15 protein-coding genes are annotated in these 19,977 nt (G+C 69.2%); 9 read left to right on the top strand and 6 right to left on the bottom strand.

Annotated features, from left to right (window positions below):
• Window positions 1-7 precede the first annotated feature (7 nt).
• Window positions 8-3,346, top strand: a complete 3,339-nt coding sequence (gene drmA, locus VZQ01_RS06565) for a DISARM system helicase DrmA (RefSeq protein WP_426747204.1) — start codon at window positions 8-10, stop codon at window positions 3,344-3,346.
• Window positions 3,333-5,180 (top strand): DUF1998 domain-containing protein, encoded by a 1,848-nt coding sequence (gene drmB, locus VZQ01_RS06560; protein ID WP_426747203.1) that lies wholly within the window; start codon window positions 3,333-3,335, stop codon window positions 5,178-5,180. The genes drmA and drmB overlap by 14 nt, the downstream gene beginning before the upstream one ends.
• A gap of 602 nt (window positions 5,181-5,782) precedes the next feature.
• Here drmB and VZQ01_RS06555 read toward each other — a convergent pair.
• Complete coding sequence (locus VZQ01_RS06555) at window positions 5,783-6,304, bottom strand: hypothetical protein (protein WP_223748816.1); 522 nt, start codon at window positions 6,302-6,304, stop codon at window positions 5,783-5,785.
• A 377-nt stretch (window positions 6,305-6,681) separates the two neighbouring features.
• Here VZQ01_RS06555 and VZQ01_RS06550 point away from each other — a divergent pair, with 377 nt between their 5' ends.
• Entirely contained in the window at window positions 6,682-7,113 is a 432-nt protein-coding gene (locus VZQ01_RS06550; RefSeq protein WP_223785222.1) for a hypothetical protein, read from the top strand.
• 22 nt (window positions 7,114-7,135) lie between these two features.
• Here VZQ01_RS06550 and VZQ01_RS06545 read toward each other — a convergent pair whose 3' ends face one another.
• On the bottom strand, window positions 7,136-8,992 hold the full coding sequence (locus VZQ01_RS06545; protein WP_426747202.1) for a hypothetical protein: 1,857 nt from the start codon (window positions 8,990-8,992) through the stop codon (window positions 7,136-7,138).
• Between the two features lie 54 nt (window positions 8,993-9,046).
• Here VZQ01_RS06545 and VZQ01_RS06540 point away from each other — a divergent pair, with 54 nt between their 5' ends.
• Entirely contained in the window at window positions 9,047-9,730 is a 684-nt protein-coding gene (locus tag VZQ01_RS06540) for a hypothetical protein (RefSeq protein ID WP_426747201.1), read from the top strand.
• 36 nt (window positions 9,731-9,766) lie between these two features.
• Here VZQ01_RS06540 and VZQ01_RS06535 read toward each other — a convergent pair whose 3' ends face one another.
• From VZQ01_RS06535 to VZQ01_RS06525, 3 genes are all read right to left on the bottom strand, one after another.
• Window positions 9,767-10,252, bottom strand: a complete 486-nt coding sequence (locus VZQ01_RS06535) for a hypothetical protein (protein ID WP_248544919.1) — start codon at window positions 10,250-10,252, stop codon at window positions 9,767-9,769.
• A gap of 200 nt (window positions 10,253-10,452) precedes the next feature.
• A complete protein-coding gene (locus VZQ01_RS06530) occupies window positions 10,453-11,136 on the bottom strand; it encodes a hypothetical protein (protein ID WP_426747200.1) in 684 nt (227 codons plus the stop codon).
• Window positions 11,137-11,200: 64 nt separating this feature from the next.
• Window positions 11,201-11,641: a hypothetical protein gene (locus VZQ01_RS06525; protein ID WP_223748822.1), complete on the bottom strand. Its 441-nt coding sequence runs from the start codon at window positions 11,639-11,641 to the stop codon at window positions 11,201-11,203.
• A gap of 352 nt (window positions 11,642-11,993) precedes the next feature.
• Between VZQ01_RS06525 and VZQ01_RS06520 the strand changes: the two genes are divergently transcribed.
• Window positions 11,994-15,191, top strand: a complete 3,198-nt coding sequence (locus VZQ01_RS06520; protein ID WP_426747198.1) for a protein kinase domain-containing protein — start codon at window positions 11,994-11,996, stop codon at window positions 15,189-15,191.
• Here VZQ01_RS06520 and VZQ01_RS06515 read toward each other — a convergent pair.
• Entirely contained in the window at window positions 15,172-16,509 is a 1,338-nt protein-coding gene (locus VZQ01_RS06515) for an ADYC domain-containing protein (RefSeq protein ID WP_426747197.1), read from the bottom strand. The two genes, VZQ01_RS06520 and VZQ01_RS06515, sit on opposite strands and share 20 nt — an antisense overlap.
• A 151-nt stretch (window positions 16,510-16,660) precedes the next feature.
• Between VZQ01_RS06515 and VZQ01_RS06510 the strand changes: the two genes are divergently transcribed.
• The 4 genes from VZQ01_RS06510 to VZQ01_RS06495 all read left to right on the top strand — a co-directional run bounded on the left by VZQ01_RS06510 (window position 16,661) and on the right by VZQ01_RS06495 (window position 19,977).
• Window positions 16,661-18,034, top strand: a complete 1,374-nt coding sequence (locus VZQ01_RS06510) for a sigma 54-interacting transcriptional regulator (protein ID WP_223785229.1) — start codon at window positions 16,661-16,663, stop codon at window positions 18,032-18,034.
• A gap of 133 nt (window positions 18,035-18,167) precedes the next feature.
• Entirely contained in the window at window positions 18,168-18,344 is a 177-nt protein-coding gene (locus VZQ01_RS06505) for a hypothetical protein (RefSeq protein WP_267697140.1), read from the top strand.
• Window positions 18,345-18,709: 365 nt separating this feature from the next.
• Entirely contained in the window at window positions 18,710-19,663 is a 954-nt protein-coding gene (locus tag VZQ01_RS06500; RefSeq protein ID WP_223785230.1) for an esterase/lipase family protein, read from the top strand.
• Window positions 19,660-19,977: a hypothetical protein gene (locus VZQ01_RS06495; protein ID WP_223748828.1), complete on the top strand. Its 318-nt coding sequence runs from the start codon at window positions 19,660-19,662 to the stop codon at window positions 19,975-19,977. Before VZQ01_RS06500 ends, VZQ01_RS06495 begins: the two co-directional genes overlap by 4 nt.

Below are 19,977 nucleotides of genomic sequence, written 5' to 3'. Positions count from 1 at the left end.
GCCTCCCATGCATGCTTCTGACACGGGAGCGGTTCGCTCCCATCTCATTGACGCGCTCGAAGCAGACCTCGTGGGTCCGTTCCACAAGCCTCCTGGTGCTCCTGTCTCGGACGCCCCCGAAGTGCTCCGCACGCCACCGTCCCGCTGGTACCTGACGGGCTTCCTCGTCCCGCTCGACCAGGGCGTCATCGAGGATGACCCCGACGACGAGGAAGACGACCTGGCCGCGGGCAATGACGAGGACGATGAGGAATCCTCTCGCCCCGACCCGACCGCCAAGAAGGTGCGTCGCCTTCCCGCGTCCATGGGCCTGTCCGTCTTTGCCCCCGCGGGCACGTCCCAGCTCACCGCCCATGTCTGCTGGGCGGACTATCAGCGCATCGATGCAGAGGGGCGCAAGCAGTGGCGCCGCACCTTCCATCAACGCACCGTCACCCTGCACCTGAACGACGCGACTCTGCGGGAAGGACTGTACCTCCAGGACAGCGGCGGCCTGCGCCTGGAAGGTCATGTGGAGAAGACTCGCGAAGGCGAATTCGCGATCGCCATCTTCCTCGTCAACGCGCGCCCTCCCACCAGCACCTCCGCCGACCGGGACGAGGCCTACGTCTTCCAAACCCACCTCGCCCTGGAATGCGTGCAGGGCTTCGTCAGCCGACAGGACTCCAGCGACGCCAGGAGCGAGGACGAAGACGACCTCGTCAACGACCTCCAGTTCCGCGACCGCCAGCGGTGGGCCGTGGGTCATGGCATCTCCGTGCGCGTCCCATCCACCGCCGCCCCCGTCACCCGCGTGGAAACGGACTGGCTGCCTCGCGTCGAGGTGCTCCCTGTCGAAGCGCGGCAGCTCGACGAAGTCACGGTGGGCATGGAGCAGCTCGCCGCGTTCACGACACCCTCGGAAGCCGTCGCGGCCTTGCTCCCCCTGGTCCGGGCCTACCGTGAATGGGTGGCCACCCAGGCCACGCTCGCTGTTGGCAGCAAACGCCGCGAGAAGACACGGGATGAGCTCATCCGCGGGGCTCGACGCGCGGCCGATCGCATCGAGGACGGCATCCAGCTCCTGGCCCGGGAACCTCTCGCCTTCGATGCCTTTCGCTGGATGAACAGCGTCATGGCCCAGTCGGAACGCAAGGTCCGGCAGGACGAGGCTCCCAAATGGCGCCTCTTCCAGCTCGCCTTCATCCTGCTCAACCTCCCCTCTGTCGAGGACGAAGACCACGCGGACCGTGAGCTCGTGGAGCTCATCTTCTTCCCCACCGGCGGCGGAAAGACGCAGGCCTACCTGGGCCTCATCGCCTTCACCTTGCTCCTGCGCCGCCTCCGGGGGCAAGCCCACCTCCACGGCGGCCTGGGCGTGGCGGTGCTGCTTCGCTACACGCTGCGGTTGCTCACCCTCGACCAGCTCGGTCGCGCCGCGACCCTCATCTGCGCGCTCGAAGTACTCCGCCAGCAGGAGCCGAAACGCCTGGGCGCCGTGCGCTTCTCCATCGGACTGTGGGTCGGCCGCTCCGCGACCGCCAACACGCTGGAGCAGGCCTCCACTCAAATTACCGAGTACAAGAACGACAACAGCGCCCGCGCACAATCTCCGTTCCCGCTCGCCACCTGCCCCTGGTGCGCCACGCCATTCGAACGGGAGTGCTTCATCCTCCGTCCCTCCAAATCCAGACCGGAGGAAGTCCTCGTCGGCTGCGCCAACATCGCGTGCTCGTTCAACCTCGGACGCAACCCGGAAGGGCTCCCCGTCCTCTTCGTCGACGAGCAGATCTACCGGGAGCTGCCGTGCTTCCTCGTCGCCACCGTGGACAAGTTCGCCATGCTGCCGTGGCGTGGAGAGACGGGCTCGCTCTTCGGTCGTGTCCTCGGTCGTACCGGCAAGCGCTTCGTCGGTCCATGCAACGATGCCGCAGATGTGAAGGCGGCGCTCGTGATGCTCCCGAAGGGACTGCCTCCCCCGGAGCTCATCGTGCAGGACGAACTGCACCTCATCTCCGGCCCGTTGGGCTCCATGGTGGGCCTCTACGAAGGCGCCGTCCTGACGCTCTCGCCCCGGGCGAAGCTGGTGGCCTCCACCGCCACCGTCCGCCGCTCCCGGCAACAGGTCAGTCGCCTCTATGGACGGGACGTCGCGCTCTTCCCTCCGCCCGGCGTGGATGCCTCCGAGACGTTCTTCGCCTCCGTGGGCAAGAAGGGCGCGCGCCAATACCTGGGCGTGGCGGCACCCGGGCGGCCCATGAAGGCCCTCCTGCTGCGCGTCTATGTCAGCCTGCTCGCCGCCGCCGCGCGCGGTGAGCAGCTCCACGGCGCCGTGAGCGCGGACCCGTACCTGACGCTCGTCGGCTACTTCAACAGCCTGCGTGAGCTGGGCGGCATGCGCCGGCTGGTCGAGGACGAGGTGCGCCGACTGGTGATGGACCGCGTCCGCCGTCGTCCCGAGGACTTCAGCAAGGACGCCGAGCATCCCTGGTACCGGGGCAGGACCATCCGCGGCGAGCCCATCGAGCTGACCAGCCGGGAGAAGACGGCCGACATCAAGGCCTCGAAGAACCGCCTGGAGCTCACGCACGGTCAGCCCCAGAGCATCGACGTCGTGCTCGCCAGCAACATGATCTCCGTCGGCGTGGACATCGACCGGTTGGGGCTCATGGTCGTGGCGGGACAACCCAAGACGACCAGCGAGTACATCCAGGCGTCCAGCCGCGTGGGCCGCAAGATGAACAAGCCCGGCCTGGTGGTGACGTGCCTCAACGCCGCCAAGCCCAGAGACCGCAGCCACTACGAGCGCTTCGGGACGTACCACGAGTCGTTCTATCGCTTCGTCGAGGCCACTTCGGTGACTCCCTTCTCGGCACCGGCGCTCGACCGGGGGCTGGCGGGCGTGGTGGTGGCGCTGGGCCGGCTGCTGGACACCGCCATGACCGCGCCCCTGGAGTGGAAGTCCCTGCAGGCGCACCGGGACCGGCTGGAGCAGGCGCTCGAAACACTGGCGAAACGCGCGGGCCGAGAACTGCCCACGGAGGAGGCGGAGCGCGCCAGCGACATCGTGATGCAGCGCGCGCGAGGCCTGCTCGACTCGTGGCGCAACATCATCGAGCAGGCGAAGAAGGACGCCGCCCAGCGCGCGTACTCTCGCTACGACCCGGAGGGGAAGGGGCTCAAGCCCCTGCTGCACGGCTTCCTGGACCGGACCGACGACCTCACCCAGGACGAGCTCAAGTTCGAGGCACCCACGTCCATGCGTGACGTGGAGTCCTCGGTGCACCTGTGGATTTCACGGCAACCCCTGGGTGGCTACCGCGCCCCGAAGGCCGCGACGGAGGAGGTGGCGCATGACGAGCCGTAGGAAGTGGACCCGGGCCCGCTCGACGCGGCCGCCGGATGGGCGCGTGCGCCAGAGCCAGGTGGTCTCCACCTTCGGTCCTGGCAGCATGCTGGACCTGCTGAATGACGCGGTCCTCGTGGGCGGCCTGGACTTCTGGCGCCTCAAGGGGCAGGGCGAGGTGGTCAACGAGCCACGGCTCCTGGAGATCGTCGAGCCGCTCTACCACCGCAACAAGTGGCCGCTCAGCAAGGAGGCCCCCTTCCGCAAGCCCCCTGCCGGGGACGAGCGGGAGCCGACGGAGTCCTGCGGCATCCAGGTGTATGAGTTTCCGCGCTGGTTCGTCTGCCAGAACCCCCACTGCCGCACGCTGGTTCGGGCCAACAGCCTGGAGCGCGTGAACCAGGAGTACCGCCACCGCTGCGCGGGTGGGGACGCGAAGCCCGAGCGCTGCGTGCCGGTGCGCTTCGTCTCGGCCTGTCCTCGTGGGCACCTGTCGGACATCGACTGGACCTGGTGGACACACGAGCGCAAGCCTTGCGACGCCCCCCAGCTCAAGCTCGAGGAGGGCGTGAGCGGTGACTTCAGTGACATCGAGGTCGCGTGCTCGACGTGCGGCAAGCGCAGACGACTCATCGACATGACCCACAAGGAGCAGCAGGACCGCTGCGACGGGGAGCGGCCCTGGCTGGGATTGGAGGCGAAAGAGCGCTGCGACGAGAAGCAGCGGCTGCTGGTCCGCACCGCCAGCAACGGCTACTTCGCGCAGACCACCAGCGCCATCACCATCCCTGAACCGGAGTCACTCCGGCGCAAGGTGCAGTCCGCGTGGAACATCCTCCAGTCCGCCACCGCGGAGACGCTGCCGGCCTTCCGGACCATCCCCCAGGTCCAGGCGGCGCTCGGCTCCGCCTCCAACGCGGAGGTGCTGGCGGCCATCACCGCGGAGCGCGAGCACTCGCCCGAGGCCGTCCCGGAGATCCGCACCGCGGAGTGGCTCCAGTTCCTCGCACAGCCCCAGGAGAAGCCTGGCGAGATGCCCAGGGACCGCACCGAGGTCTTCTGGGCCCGGCGCATCGCTCGGCCCCAGGGACTGCCCCCGCTGGTCGAACGCGTGGTGCTGGCGCGACGGCTGCGGGAGGTCCAGGCCCAGGTCGGCTTCACCCGGCTGGAGCCCCTGACGAAGGACCTCCAGGGGCGCTACGACCTGGACGTGGCGCTCGCGCCGATGTCGCTCCACCGCGACTGGGTCCCCGTCACGGAGATGCAGGGCGAGGGAATGCTGCTGGTGCTCGACGAGCCGCAGGTGCACGCCTGGGAGCTGTCCGAGCCCGTGCTGCGGCGCGAGGAGGTGCTCCGGGCGGGCTATGAGCGCTGGAAGCAGGGCTCCGGCTCGAAGCTCCCTTTCCCGGGCGTGCGGCTCTACCTGCTCCATTCACTGGCGCACCTGTTGATGACCCAGGTGGCGCTGGAGTGTGGCTATCCCGCGAGCTCCATCCGCGAGCGGCTGTACTGCGCGCCGCACAGCGACGCCGTCCCCATGGCGGGCATCCTGTTGATGACGGGCACCACGGGCGCGGAAGGCACGCTGGGCGGCCTGGTGGAGGAGGGGAGGCGACTGGGGCAGCACCTCGCCCGGGCGCTGGAGGACGCGCGCCTGTGCTCCAACGACCCCGTCTGCGCGCATCACGAACCCACGGGCCGTGACGACCGCGACCTGGAGGGCGCCGCGTGCCACGGGTGCCTCTTCCTCCCCGAGTGCTCCTGCGAGCGCTTCAACCAGTACCTCGACCGAGCGCTCGTCGTGCCCACGCTGGGCCACGAGGACGTCGCCTTCCTGAAGACGCCGTGGACCTGAGCGGCGAGGTGACCGTGGACCTGGGGCGACAGAACGCGGGGGCGCATCCTCTCGTCGGTCCACGGACACCTTGCGGCCGGGGGCAAGCTCGCGTCAGGCCCGGGCTCCAGTGACAAGGAGAACTCGCAACCCTTCAACAACCCGTTCCGGCGCCACAAGCTCTGACGTCGGGTGGACATTGGGCGCAACGCGTCAGGAGGGCGACGCTTGACCCAAGGTGCGGGCCCGCCGTTGGATTCGAGGGCTACAACTGCAACGGGGTTTCCATCATGGTTCGTCGTGTACTGGCGTTCGCGGCTTTCGTTTCCATCATTGGCTGTGGCGGAGCAGAGGTTGCGGAGGGCACCGAGACCGGCACCCCTCCCGAGCAGGAGGTGTCCGCGCAGGCTGTCTCCTGTGAGGCCCGTCAGGGCAAGGTCTGCAGCCCGGAGACGGAGATCAGCTGCACCTGGGCCAATGGCACCTGGGGTTATTGTATGTGTCAGGCCATCCCCCACAACCGTTGGGTCTGCCTGACCGACTGAGAAGCCCGGCCGAGCCTGGAGAGAGCGCTGCCCGCGACGCTTGAAATCGAGGTGGCGGGCAGCGTCCAGTCCCCGTCCTCAGAGCAGCTTCGTCACCACCAGCGTGACGGGGCCCGCCACGTCCGTGACTCCCTGTGCCGTGAAACACCCCAACACGTCCGTGTTGAGCAGCGTCAGCGTGCGAATCACCGTCGCGCCCAGGAACCGGCCGCTCACCACCGTCCCGGTGAGCACGATGACGTTCTCCCCCGCCGGCTTCGCGTTCACCACGGTGGTGCCCGACACGACGCTCACCGTGTCATCGCTCCACTTGATGTGGATGGTCGAGGCCGCCTGGCCGAACCCACAGCCGAGGATGCCATCGGCCTCCGTGGTGGCGATGGCGGAGGGAAGATTCAGCGGCAGCCCCGCACACCCGTGAGTGCCGATGGCGGAGATGTGGGTCGGCCTGGCGTCGTTGGTGAGGCCTGGCTCGAATTCGGTGACTTCCGCTCCGACACACGTGAGGGCGACCGTCTCCGCTCGGGCCTCCCTCGTGACGAACAGGGCCAATACCAGGAACAACGCAGATGCGGACTTGAAGAGGCTGGTGGATGTCATGACGACTGCTCCCGTTCGAGGTGACGAAGCCCCACGAAGGTGAGGCCCATGACGGAAGCGTGCGAGTCAACTCACGTTGTCTCTTCACTCCCGTCTATTGAAGCCTACGGAGCAGGCGCAGCGTCTTGCCCATGCGCCCTGAGTCATCGTCCGTTGAAACACGTGACAGTATCTTCATCCGTCACCCCCTGGATGCTGTCCTGGCTCAAAGGTACAGGCCCACATGCCCCGCACTGACACCGTCTGTGCGGCTTGGCGGCAGGACGGCTCGCGCTCGATGAAGTCCCCAGGTACTCGGCGCGAGCTTGTCCTCGATGGAATCATGGACGCTGGACCGAGGACCCCAAGATCGATAACCCAGGGGAGTGAACCACTCGATGGATGCCTGCCTGGAGATCTGGATACCCGAAGTACACCTGGGCGGGGGTGTCTCCCGGAAGGTTCGAGTTGTCTCTTGGGGAGGCGAGGAGTTCACCGAGGACCTTGGTGGATGGACTTCACCCGCTGGGGTCGAGCTGCTGGAGAGGGAGCCCCCGGCGCACATCGTGCGCTCGCTGCCGGCCGGTTTTGTCACGACGGGGTGGAAGTACCTCCGAGTCGAGGCCGCTGAATGGGAGGCGCTCAAGAGCATGCTGTCCGAGCAGTTGAAGCCAGGCGGGCCTTGGGTGGTCGTCTTCGAACCGCACTGCGACCAGCTCGACCTGGTTGTCGAAGCGGACCTCGAGCAGGTGTTGTGCCTGCTCGGGCAAGGCGTGCGCAGAGAAGAATCGGCGCTGGGGTTCGTGGCCTACTGTCGTCCGGCCGTGTAGCAGCACGCCCGGGCCGCGTGGCTCACGGCGCGTTCAGGGCGAAGCTCCAACTCTTGGCGATGCCCACCAGTGGGTCCTGAGACGAGAGCACCACGCGGTGGAGCCCTGGCGCGGTGGTCGTCACGCTCCGGGTCCTCGTCACCGCGTCGTAGATGACAGGAACGTTCGCGCCCCCGGCGTCGAACAGTTGCACGGTCGCTCCGTTGGAGGACACGACGTAGGTCGTCCCTCCCTCCAGCGTGACGGCGAGCTCGTCGAGGTCCGAGCCCAGCTCGAACACGCCCTCCAGGCTCACCGGGAGCGTCACCACCGTGGCGTGGGCCGCGTCGTCGCCATGGTCATCCGTCCCCACCCGCTCCACCCGGAACGTGAAGGCGTAGGGCGCGGAGCGCGAGTCGATGATGAAGGTGACGAGCGTCGATGCCAGCAGGTGCGCCTTCCAGACGCCCTTGCTCGAAGTCATATGCATGCGGAAGGGGAAGGTGCTGCCAGGCGTACTCGCGCTCAGCGAGCAGTCGGGCGTGCAGGTGACCTGATAGACTCCGTCCGCATCCAGTTGCAGCGCGATGGCGTCCAGGTCGGTGGAGCTGTGGATGAGCCCCTCGACGACCTGTCCCACCTCGACGCGGGTGGCGGTCCCGGGCGTGTCGCCGTGGTCATCCGGTCCGAGGTCCTGCAGCTCCACCTGGAAGTCGCTCCACCAGGGAGTCTCCTTCAGGGCACGCGCGAAGACGAAGTAGCGCCCCGTCGAGGTCGCTTCGAGGACGATGCGCCCCCAGGCGGTCTCGGTCAGGACCGTGCCCGCCGCGTCCGTGAGCTGGATGAGGCGCTCGCGCGCGGGGGAGTCGCCGAGGGTGTAGACGTGGCCCTGGGTTGCCTCGAAGGAGAAGACATCCACGTCGTTGGTGCCCTGCAGCCGCGCCGTGACGGGGACTCCCATGGGGAGCGGGGTGGCGCCGAGCATCCCGTTCGCGTGCTCGTCGGGCCCCAGGTCGTCGAGCTGGCATTGCGTGTTGAACACCTGGCTGCCCTTGTAGACGCGCACGTACCAGGTGCTCGCCTCCTGGCTCAGGCGGCCCACCGAGGTGCGCCCTCCGCTGCCCTCCACCTGGTCGCCCGCGCTGTCCCATAAGGTCACTGAGACCTCGGCCTCGCAGGAGAACCGGAAGCCGCGCCCCGGCTCGGTGCGGAAGGAGAAGAAGTCGCTGTCCTCCGCGAACTCGAGTGCGACGAGGAACGGCGCGCTCGGCACCGTGATGGGCGTCGCCGTGGCGGGCGTGTCGCCGTGCGCATCCTTGCCCAGGTCCTCCAACCGGTAGGCGTACGTCCCCGCGCCCTCGCGGCCCGTCCCGGAGGATACCGCGATGAACCGGGGCGCCTCCGGCGTGGAGACGAACTCCAGGACCTCACCCTCCGGTGCGCGGTAGGAGCTCACGTGGACCCGCCGCTCCTGCGCATCCAGCACCTCATAGGACACCGCGGTGAGCGTTCCGGGACGCAGGGTGAAGCGGAAGCCATGACCCGCCAGCGGGGGCACGGCGAAGACATCCCGGTCCACCTTGTTCCGGAAGACGGGATGGATGTCTGCCTCCTGGAAATCCGTCGTGGGGGCCAGGAGGGTGGCGGCTTCCACCGTGTCGCCGTGGTCGTCCGAGGGGCGGAAGGCGGCGATGGTGCAGGTGAGGCCAGCGGCCTCCTCGAAGGCGCTACAGCGGCACACGGGGGCTCCGTCCTCGGCGACACAGCGGCCGGCGGTGCACTCCACTTCGGCGCAGACGCGCAGGTCCTCCTCGGCGGAAGGGCCACCACAAGCGCTGAGCAGGACGACAGCCACCAACATGAACAGCCGCGGCACGGAGGAGGAGCGAAAGGGAGACACCGGGAGCCCTGGGTTGACGACCGTCGAGCGACCGTAATAACCCGACGCCCACACATGCAAAAGCTCTCTCGTCCCACCGCGCGGATGCTGGCCCTGGTGTCACTGCTGGTGTCCTCGATGGCCACCGCGCAGGTGCCCACGGAGGGTGACTCGGACTTTCCGCGCTGGCTGGGGCTCTCCGTGCGTGCGGGCTATCTCATGCCGGGAGGGCAGATGGATGGCTCGCCGGACCCGTTCTATCTGTATGAGGTCTACAAGGGGCTCTTCGCCGCCATCGTGGAGCCCACCGTGCGAATCGGCTCGAACGTCGAGCTCGGCCCCTGGCTCCAGCTCTCCCATGCGCAGATGCGGCTGCGCTGCTCCAGCGACGACATGTGTCCGGGCCGCCACCTGCGCTTCGGGCTCCAGGGGAACTACCACTGGATTCCCTCGGGGCCCTACAACCCCTGGACGGGCGTGGCGCTCGGCTACGAGCGGGCCTCGTTCAACGTGCGAGGAATCGACATCGCCTACTCGGGACCGGACGTGACGCTCCAGGCCGGGTTCGACAGGAACTTCGGTGGGAGCTTCTGGGCGGGGCTCTTCGTCAGCTGCTCGGGCGGGCGCTATGACTCGCTCGAGGTGAAGATGAACGGCCGCACGGGCGACGAGAGCCTCCGCGAGCGCACCGTTCATCTGTGGCTCGGCTTCGGCGTCCGCGTGCGGATGGCCGCGCCCACCTCGACGTCCCATCCCTGAGCGCGGACGCGGCGCGCATCGGCGCGGCGGACGTCCTCACTCCTCCAGGCGGGTGAACTCCATCACCCAGTTGGTCTCCCAGCTGCGGCCTCCGTCTGGCGAGAATGCCTGCTCCCAGCGCGCGGTGTCCTGGCCCAGCCGGGTCCACGTGAAGCGGACGCGGATGGCGCGGCCCTCGAAGGTGTCGTTCGTTTCGAACTGGCCCACGTCGCCCACGAAGCCGCCCAGCACCGGCGGGTCGACGGTGTGGTTGCGATTGTCCACCCAGGAGATGGACCACTGCTTCGTCGCCGGGTTGTAGACCCGGGTCGCCAGGCCCACGAAGCCGGGCCAGAACTCACTGCGATACGTCTCCTGATTGCCGAGCCCGCCGGGCAGCGGATGCTCTTCCGCGGTGGCCTCGAAGGGCAGCCACTCCGTGCAACCCTTCAGCCGCTCCTTGAGCCGACGGTTCTGGACCCGCCAGCGTCCCATGAGGAAGTCGAAGTCCCGCGCCCCGTCGTTCTGTCCCTGCTCACTCATGCCATCGGCTCCGTTCAGGAGGTCGAGGGCCCGGCTCGGGCCCCTGAACGCACACGATGGAGGGGATATAGGGCGAACTTGGACCTGATTCGGACAGGCCCTGGAATCACTCCTTGACCCTGACTTTCCAGCGAAACCGCTGGGGCCGCGAGGACGCCTGTCTGCCTTGAGGCTGCTGCAGGCGTCCCCCGTCGTGGCGGCTACTGGAAGGCCTGGGTGTCATCGGTCCCCGGAGAAAGAAGTCGCTCCATGGGAAGCTCCACGCCTTCGCGCGCCAGGTAGGTGACGGTGACGATTCTGTCGTCGGTCGAGTCCTCACCGCGCACCGTCACGAAGGCCGCGTTCCACACCTGTCGCTTCGGATCCATGAACGCCGCCTGCACGAAAGTGAGGGATTGTTCGCTGTCTCCATGTTCCGTCTCGATGCGGCACAGGCTGCCCCTGCATTCGACGGACCTGAGCTGCGAGGGGTCTGGCAGCGCGGCCCTCACGCCGTCCTTCGCGTGCTGCTCGGCGCTCCGAGCCCAGGCGGGGTCGAAAGGCTCATCTCCGAAGTAGGCCTCGAGGCGCTGTCTCAGCTGCGCCGTGGACACGGGCGAAGGGGGTGGCGTCACCGCGGAATCGCGTGGCGGAGAAGCAGGCTCGGGGGCCGTGGGCCCGGGGGCCAGGGGCGGAGGAACGGCGGCCTCGACGCGCGCCTCGCGCAGGCGGATGGGCGGCGTGGGCTCGGGAGCAGGGGCAGGCTCCTGTCGTTGGGCCGCGAGCGGCTCCGGCGTGGAGGCGCGCTGAAGGAGCTCGTCCCTCTCGTGTCGCTGGTAGACGAACAGCACGGTGGCGCACGCGCAGGCGAGCGCGCCGCCCGTCAAGAGTTGCCGGGGCTTCATGGTCATGACCTCGGAGGATTGAGCCGCCGCCACCTGGACGGCGGATGGCGGCGGCTCGAGGCGACTACTGGAACCAGCTCACGCTGTTCACGCGTCCGCCGGGGCTGAGCGTGCACGCGACGTTCAGGGTGCCGCCGGAAGGCGCGTACACCGGGCCGAGCGAGATGTTCTGGTTGGTGCCGAAGCTCGGGAGGTAGGTGACGGGCACCGAGTACATGCCCGTCGCATCGCTGGTGAGGCCGAAGAACCGGCAGCCGACGTTGTTGGCGGTGGTCGCGCCATAGGCGTTCACGACGAGCCGGTAGTTACCGGAGCTGTCGACCGTGGTCGGGAAGAACAGGGTGACGGCCCGGGTGCAGTTGTTGGTCTGCGTGGTCCAGGACTCGCCCATGCAGGCGCCGTCCACCTGGAGCTGCGGCTTGCCGTGCCACCCGGCCACGGAGCGGGCGTTGGCGGTGCCGGCGACGCTGGCGAGCGCCAGCGCGGATGCAACGAGGGTCTTCATGTGATGGGTCATGGGTTCCGCTTTCTGGGAGTGGAGATGCTTCGAGGCACGTGAGTGTGTTTGCCGGAGCCGGCCTCTCGGCTCGGCGGCATGAGCGTGGGTGTGTGGAGTTGAGGCGTCCGTCGTGATGCCGTCTCCGTGCATCCGCGTCGGGTGCGAGGGATTGCAGCCCGCGTGCCTGGCCGGATGCCGCGGTCTCCAGGGGCCTCTCCCTCTGGACCCACGCGACCGTCGGCCTGTCGGGCACGGCCCAGGCACAGCACCGAGCGGTGCCGGGCACACCGTGCCCGGATGGCCGGGGCCGTGCGCCTGGGGCGACTGCCATGGGCTATCCTGTTGCCAGGGGGAACACGTGGACGATGACCGGGAGGATGTTCCGGAGGCGGCGCAGCCCACCGCGGAGCTCAGCATCGCGCCGGGGGCGGGGCAGACCGGGCTCCAGGGGGACTCCTCCGTGGGCCACTACACGTTGCTGGCGCTGCTCGGCCGCGGTGGCATGGGCGAGGTCCACAAGGCCTGGGACCGGCGGCTGGGCCGCACCGTCGCGCTGAAGTTCGTGCGAGGCGCCGACCCGGACCGGGTGATGCGCTTCCTCCAGGAGGCCCGGGCGCAGGCGCGAATCGACCATCCGAACGTGTGCGCGGTGTACGAAGTCGGCCACGCGGAGGGCCGCGACTACATCGCCATGCAGCTCATCGAGGGCCCACGGCTCGACCAGGTCGCCGGAGGGCTGTCGCTCCCGGAGAAGGTCCAGGTGATGCGAGAGGTCGCCGCCGCGATGCATGAGGCGCACCGGCTGGGCGTCATCCACCGCGACCTCAAGCCGGCCAACATCCTGGTGCGACGGCGGGAGGACGGGCGCTGTGTCCCGGTGGTGATGGACTTCGGCCTGGCGCACGAGTCCGGCCTCGAGCAGGGCCTCACCCGGTCCGGCGCGGTGATGGGGACCCCCGGGTACATGTCACCGGAGCAGGCCCGTGGAGAGACGCGGGCGGTCGACCGGCGCTCGGATGTCTATGGCCTGGGCGCCACCCTCCATGAGCTGCTGTCCGGCGCGCCTCCGTTCTCGGACACGACGCTCGTCGGCACCCTCAACAAGGTGCTCCACGAGGAGGCGCCGCCCCTGCGCACGCTCGTGCCGCACCTGCCCGGTGACCTGGAGGTCATCGTCCTCAAGTGCCTGAGCAAGGACCCCGAGCAGCGCTACCCCTCGGCCCGCGCCCTCGCCGAGGACCTGGGGCGCTACATCGACGGAGAGCCCATCCTCGGGCAACGTCCGGGCCTGCTCTCCCGACTCTGGCGCCGCGCGCGCAAGCACCGGGCCCTGGTGGCGGTCTCCGCCGTGTCGCTCGCGAGTATCCTCCTCCTGGCGGTCCTGGGCGTCACCTCCCGCCTGGAGGCGCGTCATGCCCGACTGCAATCGGAGGGGCGTGCGCGGATGGCCGAGCAGCTGGGCCAGCAGGTGAAGGACATCGAGTGGTTCCTGCGCATGGCCTACACGGTTCCCCTGCACGACACCGGTCGGGAGCAGCAGCTCGTGCGCGAGCGCATGGCGCGCATCGCGGCCTGGCGGCACACGCTGGGGGAGCCTGGGGACGCGCTCGTCCAGTACGCGCTGGGGCGGGGCCACCTCGCGCTGCACGAGCTGGAGCAGGCCCACGAGGCGCTGACGCAGGCGAGACAGAAGGGGTTGGACTCGCCGGAGCTTCATCATGCGCTGGGCCGGGTCCTCGGTGAGCGCTACCACCAGGCGATGGAGGAAGCGCGGCGCGGTGGAGACCCGACGTGGGTCGCGGCGCGGCAGCGTGCCGTCGAAGAGCAGTACCTCCAGCCCGCGCTCCAATCGCTCGAGCACAGCCGGGCGCTGGAGCTGGAGTCCCCCCGGTATCTGGAGGGCCTGATTGCCTTCTATCGCCGTGACTACGACGCGGCGTCGCGGGCCGCGCTGCTCGCCGAGGCCGAGGCTCCGTGGTTGTACGAGGCCCGGAAGCTCGCGGGAGACGTGGCGCATGCGCGGGCGATGGAGCAGCTGGAGCGGGGCGAATACGACAAGGCGCGCTCGGGGCTCCACGAGGCCCGTCGCCTCCATGAGCGCGCCGTGGAGCTGGGACGCAGCGACGCGCGGAGCTACGAGGCGCTGGCGGAGGTGGGGTTGCAGGAGGCGGAGCTGGACCGGCGCCAGGGCCAGTCTCCCCGCGCGTCGCTGGAGAAGGCGCTGGCCGCGGCGGAGCAGGGCCTCCTGGCCGCGCCGTCTCGCGGTGCCGCATACACCCGCAAGGCCTTCATCCTCCTCAATCGCTACCGCGCCGCGAATCCCGGAGGCGAGGGGCCGGACCCGAAACGAATCCTCACCGACTGCCTTGAGACCGCGGCGCGCGCGGTGGCGCTGTCTCCTCGGGACATCCAGGCACATGACATCCTGGGGGTCGGCCATTTCTTCCAAGGGCTCCAGGCCTCCTGGGAGGGACGAGACCCCGAGCCCGCCTGGGACGAGGCCATCTCCCGCCTGGGCCGGGCCCTGGAGCTCCAGCCCCAATACCCCTGGGGGCTCAATGACTTGTCGCTGGTGCATCGTTGGCGAGGCAATCGCCAGCGTGAGCGCGGAGAGGACCCGTCCGCCGCCTATGCCGAGGCGGAGCGCCTGCTGCGTCTGGCCGTGAGGTACGACCCGAGATACGTGTTCGGGTACTCGAACCTGGCGGAGCTGTACAACGCGATGGCGGCGCAGGGCCTCTCGCGGGGGCTGGACCCGGAGCCCGAGGTGCGCAAGGCCCTCGCGGCGGGAGAGGCCGCGCTCGCCATCAACGGCAACTTCCACTCCGCGCTGAACAAGCTGGGGCTCTCGGAGCTGCTTCGCGCGGAGTACCTCGTCGCCTCGGGGGCGGATGCGCGGGCGCCGCTGGAGCGTGCTTCCCGCTGGTTCGAGCGCTCGCTCGCCATCAATCCGACCCTCGGGCGGACCCACTTCTCCCTGGCCATGGGGCACCTGCTCTCGGCGACCCAGGCCGTGGGAGAAGACAGGGACCCCGGTGCCGCGCTCCAGGCGGGCCAGCGAGCCCTGGCGGCCGCGTCGCGCGGGGACGCGAGCTGCGCCGACTGCCAGGTGCTGCGCGCGCGGCTGGCGCTCGTGGAGGCCACCTGGGCGCGACGCAACGGGGGCTCCGGACTCCAGCACCTCCAGCGCGCCCGCGCCGAAGCGCGCAAGGCGGTGGACATCCAGCCCTACAACGACTCCCACCAGGAGCTGGCGAGGGCCTGTCTGCGTCTGGCGGAGGCCGTGTCACCCCGCGAGGCCCCTGGCTTCATCTCCGAGGGGCTCGCGCAGGTGGACCTGTCGCTCACGCTGGACTCGAAGCTGGCCTCGGCCCACGCCGTCCGCGGAGGGCTGCTGTTGCTCCAGTCACGGCTGGCACGCTCGAAGGCGGAGCGCGCCGAGCCGCTGCGTCGGGCCCGTGAGTCACTGGTGAAGGCCCTCACCCTCAATCCACTGCTCCGACGGGAGCACGCGGCCGCGCTCCGCGAGGCGGGGCTCAGTCCGGCGCCGGGGTGAGCCTGCCCGTGGCGAGCTTTCCCGCCGGGGTCCACGTGGGGGGCCTGGGGCACGGCGGTATCCCGTGCAGGCCTTCGGGCAGGGGCATGTCGGGGACCCGGCGATTCTCCGCGTTGAGGCAGACCGCGCCCCGGGGACTCCAGAGGGCCTCCAGCGTGCGCAGCTCCTCGACGTGGTTGTTCGCGCTCCTCCCCAGGCCGAACTCGTCGCGCCTGGCGATGCGCGTGCCGTTCCGGGTGTAGCTCGCGAGGTCTCCGCGGCCGACGAAGTACGCGGCGCGCTTGGCCTGCAGGCACGAGCCGAAGACATGGCCGCGCAGCACGTCGTAGCCACCCGTGTCGGGGCTCCAGGGGGCGTAGCCCCAGTCGAGGCAGGTGACGATGGCGCCCGACTCACAGCCGATGGTGGTCCACGCGGGGACGGGCTCGACGGCCGCGTTCACGCTGTTGATGCGCAGCCCCTGCAAGAACGAAGTGGGGTCCCTGTCGGGGGCGGTGACGCCCCTCGGCGCGCAGTGATTCAGCCAGGGCAGTCCGGTCCCGTATTCCCGATAGAGGACGTCGTACGCGTGGACCCGGGCCGACGCATCCGCGCGGGGTGTCACGGCCAGCTCGAGGATGACGGCTCTCCTGGGCCCGCCGCCGTCGTCGGCTGGGAGCAGCATCACGAGCTTCAGCTGGTGGAGCTCCTCGCCCCTCAGGGAGCGGACCCCGGTGGCGCTGTCCAGGCAGGGGCTTGACTGGGAGCAGTAGTTCACCGTGAGCTGGGTGCCCGTGGCCTGGATGCTGTGAATCCGGACGCCCTCGCCGCCGCCGGGAGCCTGAGGGTTCTGAATGAGCCCGCTCACGGTGTGGGCGCCGAGCCGGTCCCCTCGCCGGGTGGGGTCTCGGCCCATCAATCGGACAGAGGGCTGGGGGAAGCTGGCCGAGGCCGGAACGTTCTCGAAGGCTTCGGGACAGAAGCGTGGACTGCCATCCACCACGAAGCAGTAGGTGCCGCCCTCGATGATGTAGATGCCCAGTCCGTTCGTCTCGGGAGGTTGGCAGTTGGGTTGTCCCGTCGGACATTCCCAGGGAGTCAGGGGCTGGGCTCTCCCTCCGAGCTCACAGGTCTCCACGCTACAGTCCCGCACGGGCAGGCTTTCGTTGGGGTCGGGCTCTCCGGGAGGCGGCGTGGGTTTCACGCAGGACTTGCTCCCGGGAAACCATGCACAGCAGCCGCTGACCCCAGGGGCCAGGAACAACATCAAGAGACACAGCAGCCGCGACCGCGCGCGCGAGTCGGACACGGAGGGGCGGGGGGCTTGCTTCAGGGGCATGTCCATTCCATCCAGGCGTATGGCTTGTTTGGCGAATCCCACGCCATGAGACGGCGAGGACCCCGAATTCTTGAGGCCTCCCTGTCCGCCCCGGAAGGTCAACGGTGGTGCCACCTGAAGTGTGCCGTGGCACAGGCATAGGATGGCCGTCATGGAAACGGAACAGGAGCGGTCGACGCTGCGCGCGAGCCGCGGGGGCGCTGGTGGGGGCACGGACGCAGAGGCGCGTGTCCCGGGCCTGATGCGCCTCTTTGGTGGGGGCAGGGCCATGGCCGTGGCGCTGCGCCTGAAAGAGGGCGCGCTGGAGCTGGGGCGAGGCGTCGCCGCGCTGGGAGAGGTCCAGGACGCGAAGATGTCGCGGCGCCATGCCCAGGTCCGCTTCGATGGGCAGCGCTTCTGGGTGACGGACCTGGGGAGCCAGAACGGCACATTCGTGGATGGAGCGGCCATTCCCAAGGGGACTGCCCATGAGGCCCGGCGCGTGGTGCGCATGGGAGACTCGCTGTTCGTTCCCAGCCTGGACTTGCGGCCGCTCGAGGCGCACGGGGTCGAAGTCGTGGAGCAGTTCGTGCGAGGGCCCGCGATGCAAGGCCTGCTCAGGGAGGTCGCCCAGGCCAGCCTCGGCCATTCCCTGTACATCCATGGAGAGAGTGGCACCGGCAAGGAGGGGGTGGCGCGCGCCTTCCATTCCCTCTCCTCCCGGAGGAGTGGCCCCTTCATCGCCGTCAATTGCGCGGCCATCCCCGAGAGTCTCGCGGAGCGGTTGCTGTTCGGTGCTCGGAAGGGGGCGTACTCGGGGGCCGACGTGGATGCACAGGGCTATCTCCAGTCCGCGGATGGCGGCACCCTGTTCCTCGACGAGGTCGTCGAGCTGGACCTGGCGGTGCAGGCGAAGCTCCTGCGAGTGCTGGAGAACCGGGAGGTGACTGCGCTGGGCGCGTCCAAGGCGCAGCGGGTCGACCTGCACGTCTGCTGCGCGAGCAACAAGGCGCTGCGCGCGCAGGTGGCGAACGGACGGTTGCGGGAGGACCTGTACTTCCGCATCGGCCGACCGGACGTCACCCTGCCGCCGCTGCGCCAGCGCCCCGAGGAGATTCCCCTGTTGCTCGAACGAGGACTGTCACCCGGGAGGCGCCTGCACGTCTCGCTGGTCGAGGAGTGTCTGCGCAGGCCCTGGCCCGGCAACATCCGGGAGCTGATGTCCGAGCTGGGCGTCGCCGAACATGCGGCGCAGCGGAAAGGCGCATCGCGGGTCGAGGGCGGTCATCTCAAGCCCGACGCCGGAGTGGCCTTCGGGCAGGCCTTGTCACAGCCCGCCGAAGCGCCACGCGCACCGCCTCGGAAAGGCCCCTCGAAGGCGAAGCCTCTGCCCGCCGACGAGCGCACCCGCATCGAACACGCCTTGCGCCAGCACGGAGGCAACGTGACCGCCACGGCGGGCGCGCTCGGGATGCACCGCACCCAGCTCCGGAGGTTGCTCGACCGCCAGGAAATCGCCGTTCCCGACGCGGACGCGCAGGAGTGAATCGAAGACGCTGTCGTCAGGAGGAAGACCATGAGCACCGCTCGTGCCGTCATCCCGCTGTCCATGCTTCACCAGGGGCGCCCGGGCCACGCGCGGCGAGGACTCTGGACGGCGCACGCTGCTCGTTGCGGGGATGGCGGACCCCGACATCCACAAGGAGCACGACGAGCTGTTCTTCCTGTCCGGCACCGGCAACGGGTGGCAGCTCCCCATCCATGAGACGCGCGACCTGACGCACCTCCACCCGCACCGCCTGCCTGCCCCAGGGCTGCAACCGGAACATCCGTATCGACGCGGCCACGTTCAATGACACGTCGGGCCGCTGGTTCTTCGATGTCTGGTTCGACCGGGACGGCTCGGTGATTGGCCCGTGCCTCTTCGTGGCCACCCTGGGACAGGCCAACAAGGTCGTCTTCGACGGGGTGTGTCGCAACACCGGAGACCGCGTGGTGACCCAGGGGGACATGGCCGCCTTCCGTCTCTTCTATTCAAACCTTCATCGGCGCCCGGCGAGCGCACCCGGCCGTTGCGCACCATCGGGGGCGGGAGTGAGGGCCCTGTCCGCCGGTTGGAACAGCACGCTGGCCTCGAATCCCTCCGTCACCGCTCCCCCCGTACCGGGCCGTGATTCGACATTCATGACGCGACGTGTCACTGTCCTCGCGGAGGTGATGAATGGCAAGTGTCGGCAAGGTCGACGTGGCGCTCGGTGTGCTCAATGGCGTGCTGGGGGATTATCTCCACCGTCAGAACAACGCGCTCGCGACGCCCATGGGGCTCTATCACCAGGGCCTTCCGCTCCCCGTCGAGCGCGAGGCCTTGCGCGCCGCGCATCCGACCTCCACGGGGCGCGTGGCCTTGTGGGTCCACGGGCTCGCCGTGACCGAGGCCGTCTGGGCATTTCCCTCCGAGCCCACCACGGACTACGGCACCCTCCTGGAGCGTGACGCGGGCTTCACTCCGCTCTACCTCCGCTACAACACGGGCCTGCACATCTCCGACAACGGAGAGACCCTCGCGCACCTGTTGCAGCGCCTGGTCGCCGAGTTCCCCGTCCCCATCACCGAGCTCGTCCTCGTCGGCTACAGCATGGGCGGCCTCGTGTTGCGCAGCGCCTGCCACCTCGCCGACGAGGCGGGTCTGCCCTGGCTCTGCCTCGTGAGACGCTCCTGCTCCATCGGCGTGCCCCACTTCGGCAGCCCCCTGGAGCGCATGGGCACCGTCGTCGCCCAGGTGCTCCGCGCCGTGCCCAACCCCTACACGCGCCTCGTCGCCGACGTCGTCGACCTGCGCAGCAGCGGCGTGAAGGACCTGGGCGTCGCTCGACTCCGCCGACAGGACTGGGAAGACACCTCGACGCCATGCACGCCCCTGCGGCCTCCGCAGGGCATCGCCCACCACCTCATCGTCGGCGCGCTCGGGCAGGAGGGGCGGTGGGTCTCCGCCCTGTTCGGTGACGGCGTCGTCTCGCTGGCGAGCGCCTCGGGTCGTACCGGGCCTCGGGATTCGAGCCCGCTGTTTCCTGCGCAGAACGTCCAGGTGGTCGCGGGTATCGACCACGTCACGCTCGCCCACCACGCGTCGGTCTACGAACGGCTGCGCGCGTCGCTCACGATGGAGGCATCATGAATCGCCTGCGTGGAGTGAAGGACCTGGTCCGGGACGCGGTGGAGCAGGGCGCCACGGCGGTGGAGCGCATCCACCGCTCCACCGCCGCGAAGCCCTTCCAGGTGTTGCGGTTCATCCCCGCGCTCGACGCCCCCCTGGGCGTCCTGCAGTCCCTCCAGGACACGACCCTGGCCGGTACGTATGGGATGGTCCGCTGGGTCAACCGCGCCGTCGACGGGACGCTGGACGTCGCGCTGGACCTCGTCGAGCACCACCAGCGCTCCCGGACGAACGAGGCTCAGCAGGCCTTGCGCGACAGCACCCGAGTCCCGTGA

Source organism: Myxococcus faecalis (assembly GCF_050039385.1).
In the GTDB taxonomy this organism is placed as follows: Bacteria; Myxococcota; Myxococcia; order Myxococcales; family Myxococcaceae; genus Myxococcus; species Myxococcus fulvus.
The sequence above is the reverse complement of the archived record's forward strand: the minus strand, read 5'-3'. Positions and strand labels throughout refer to the sequence as shown.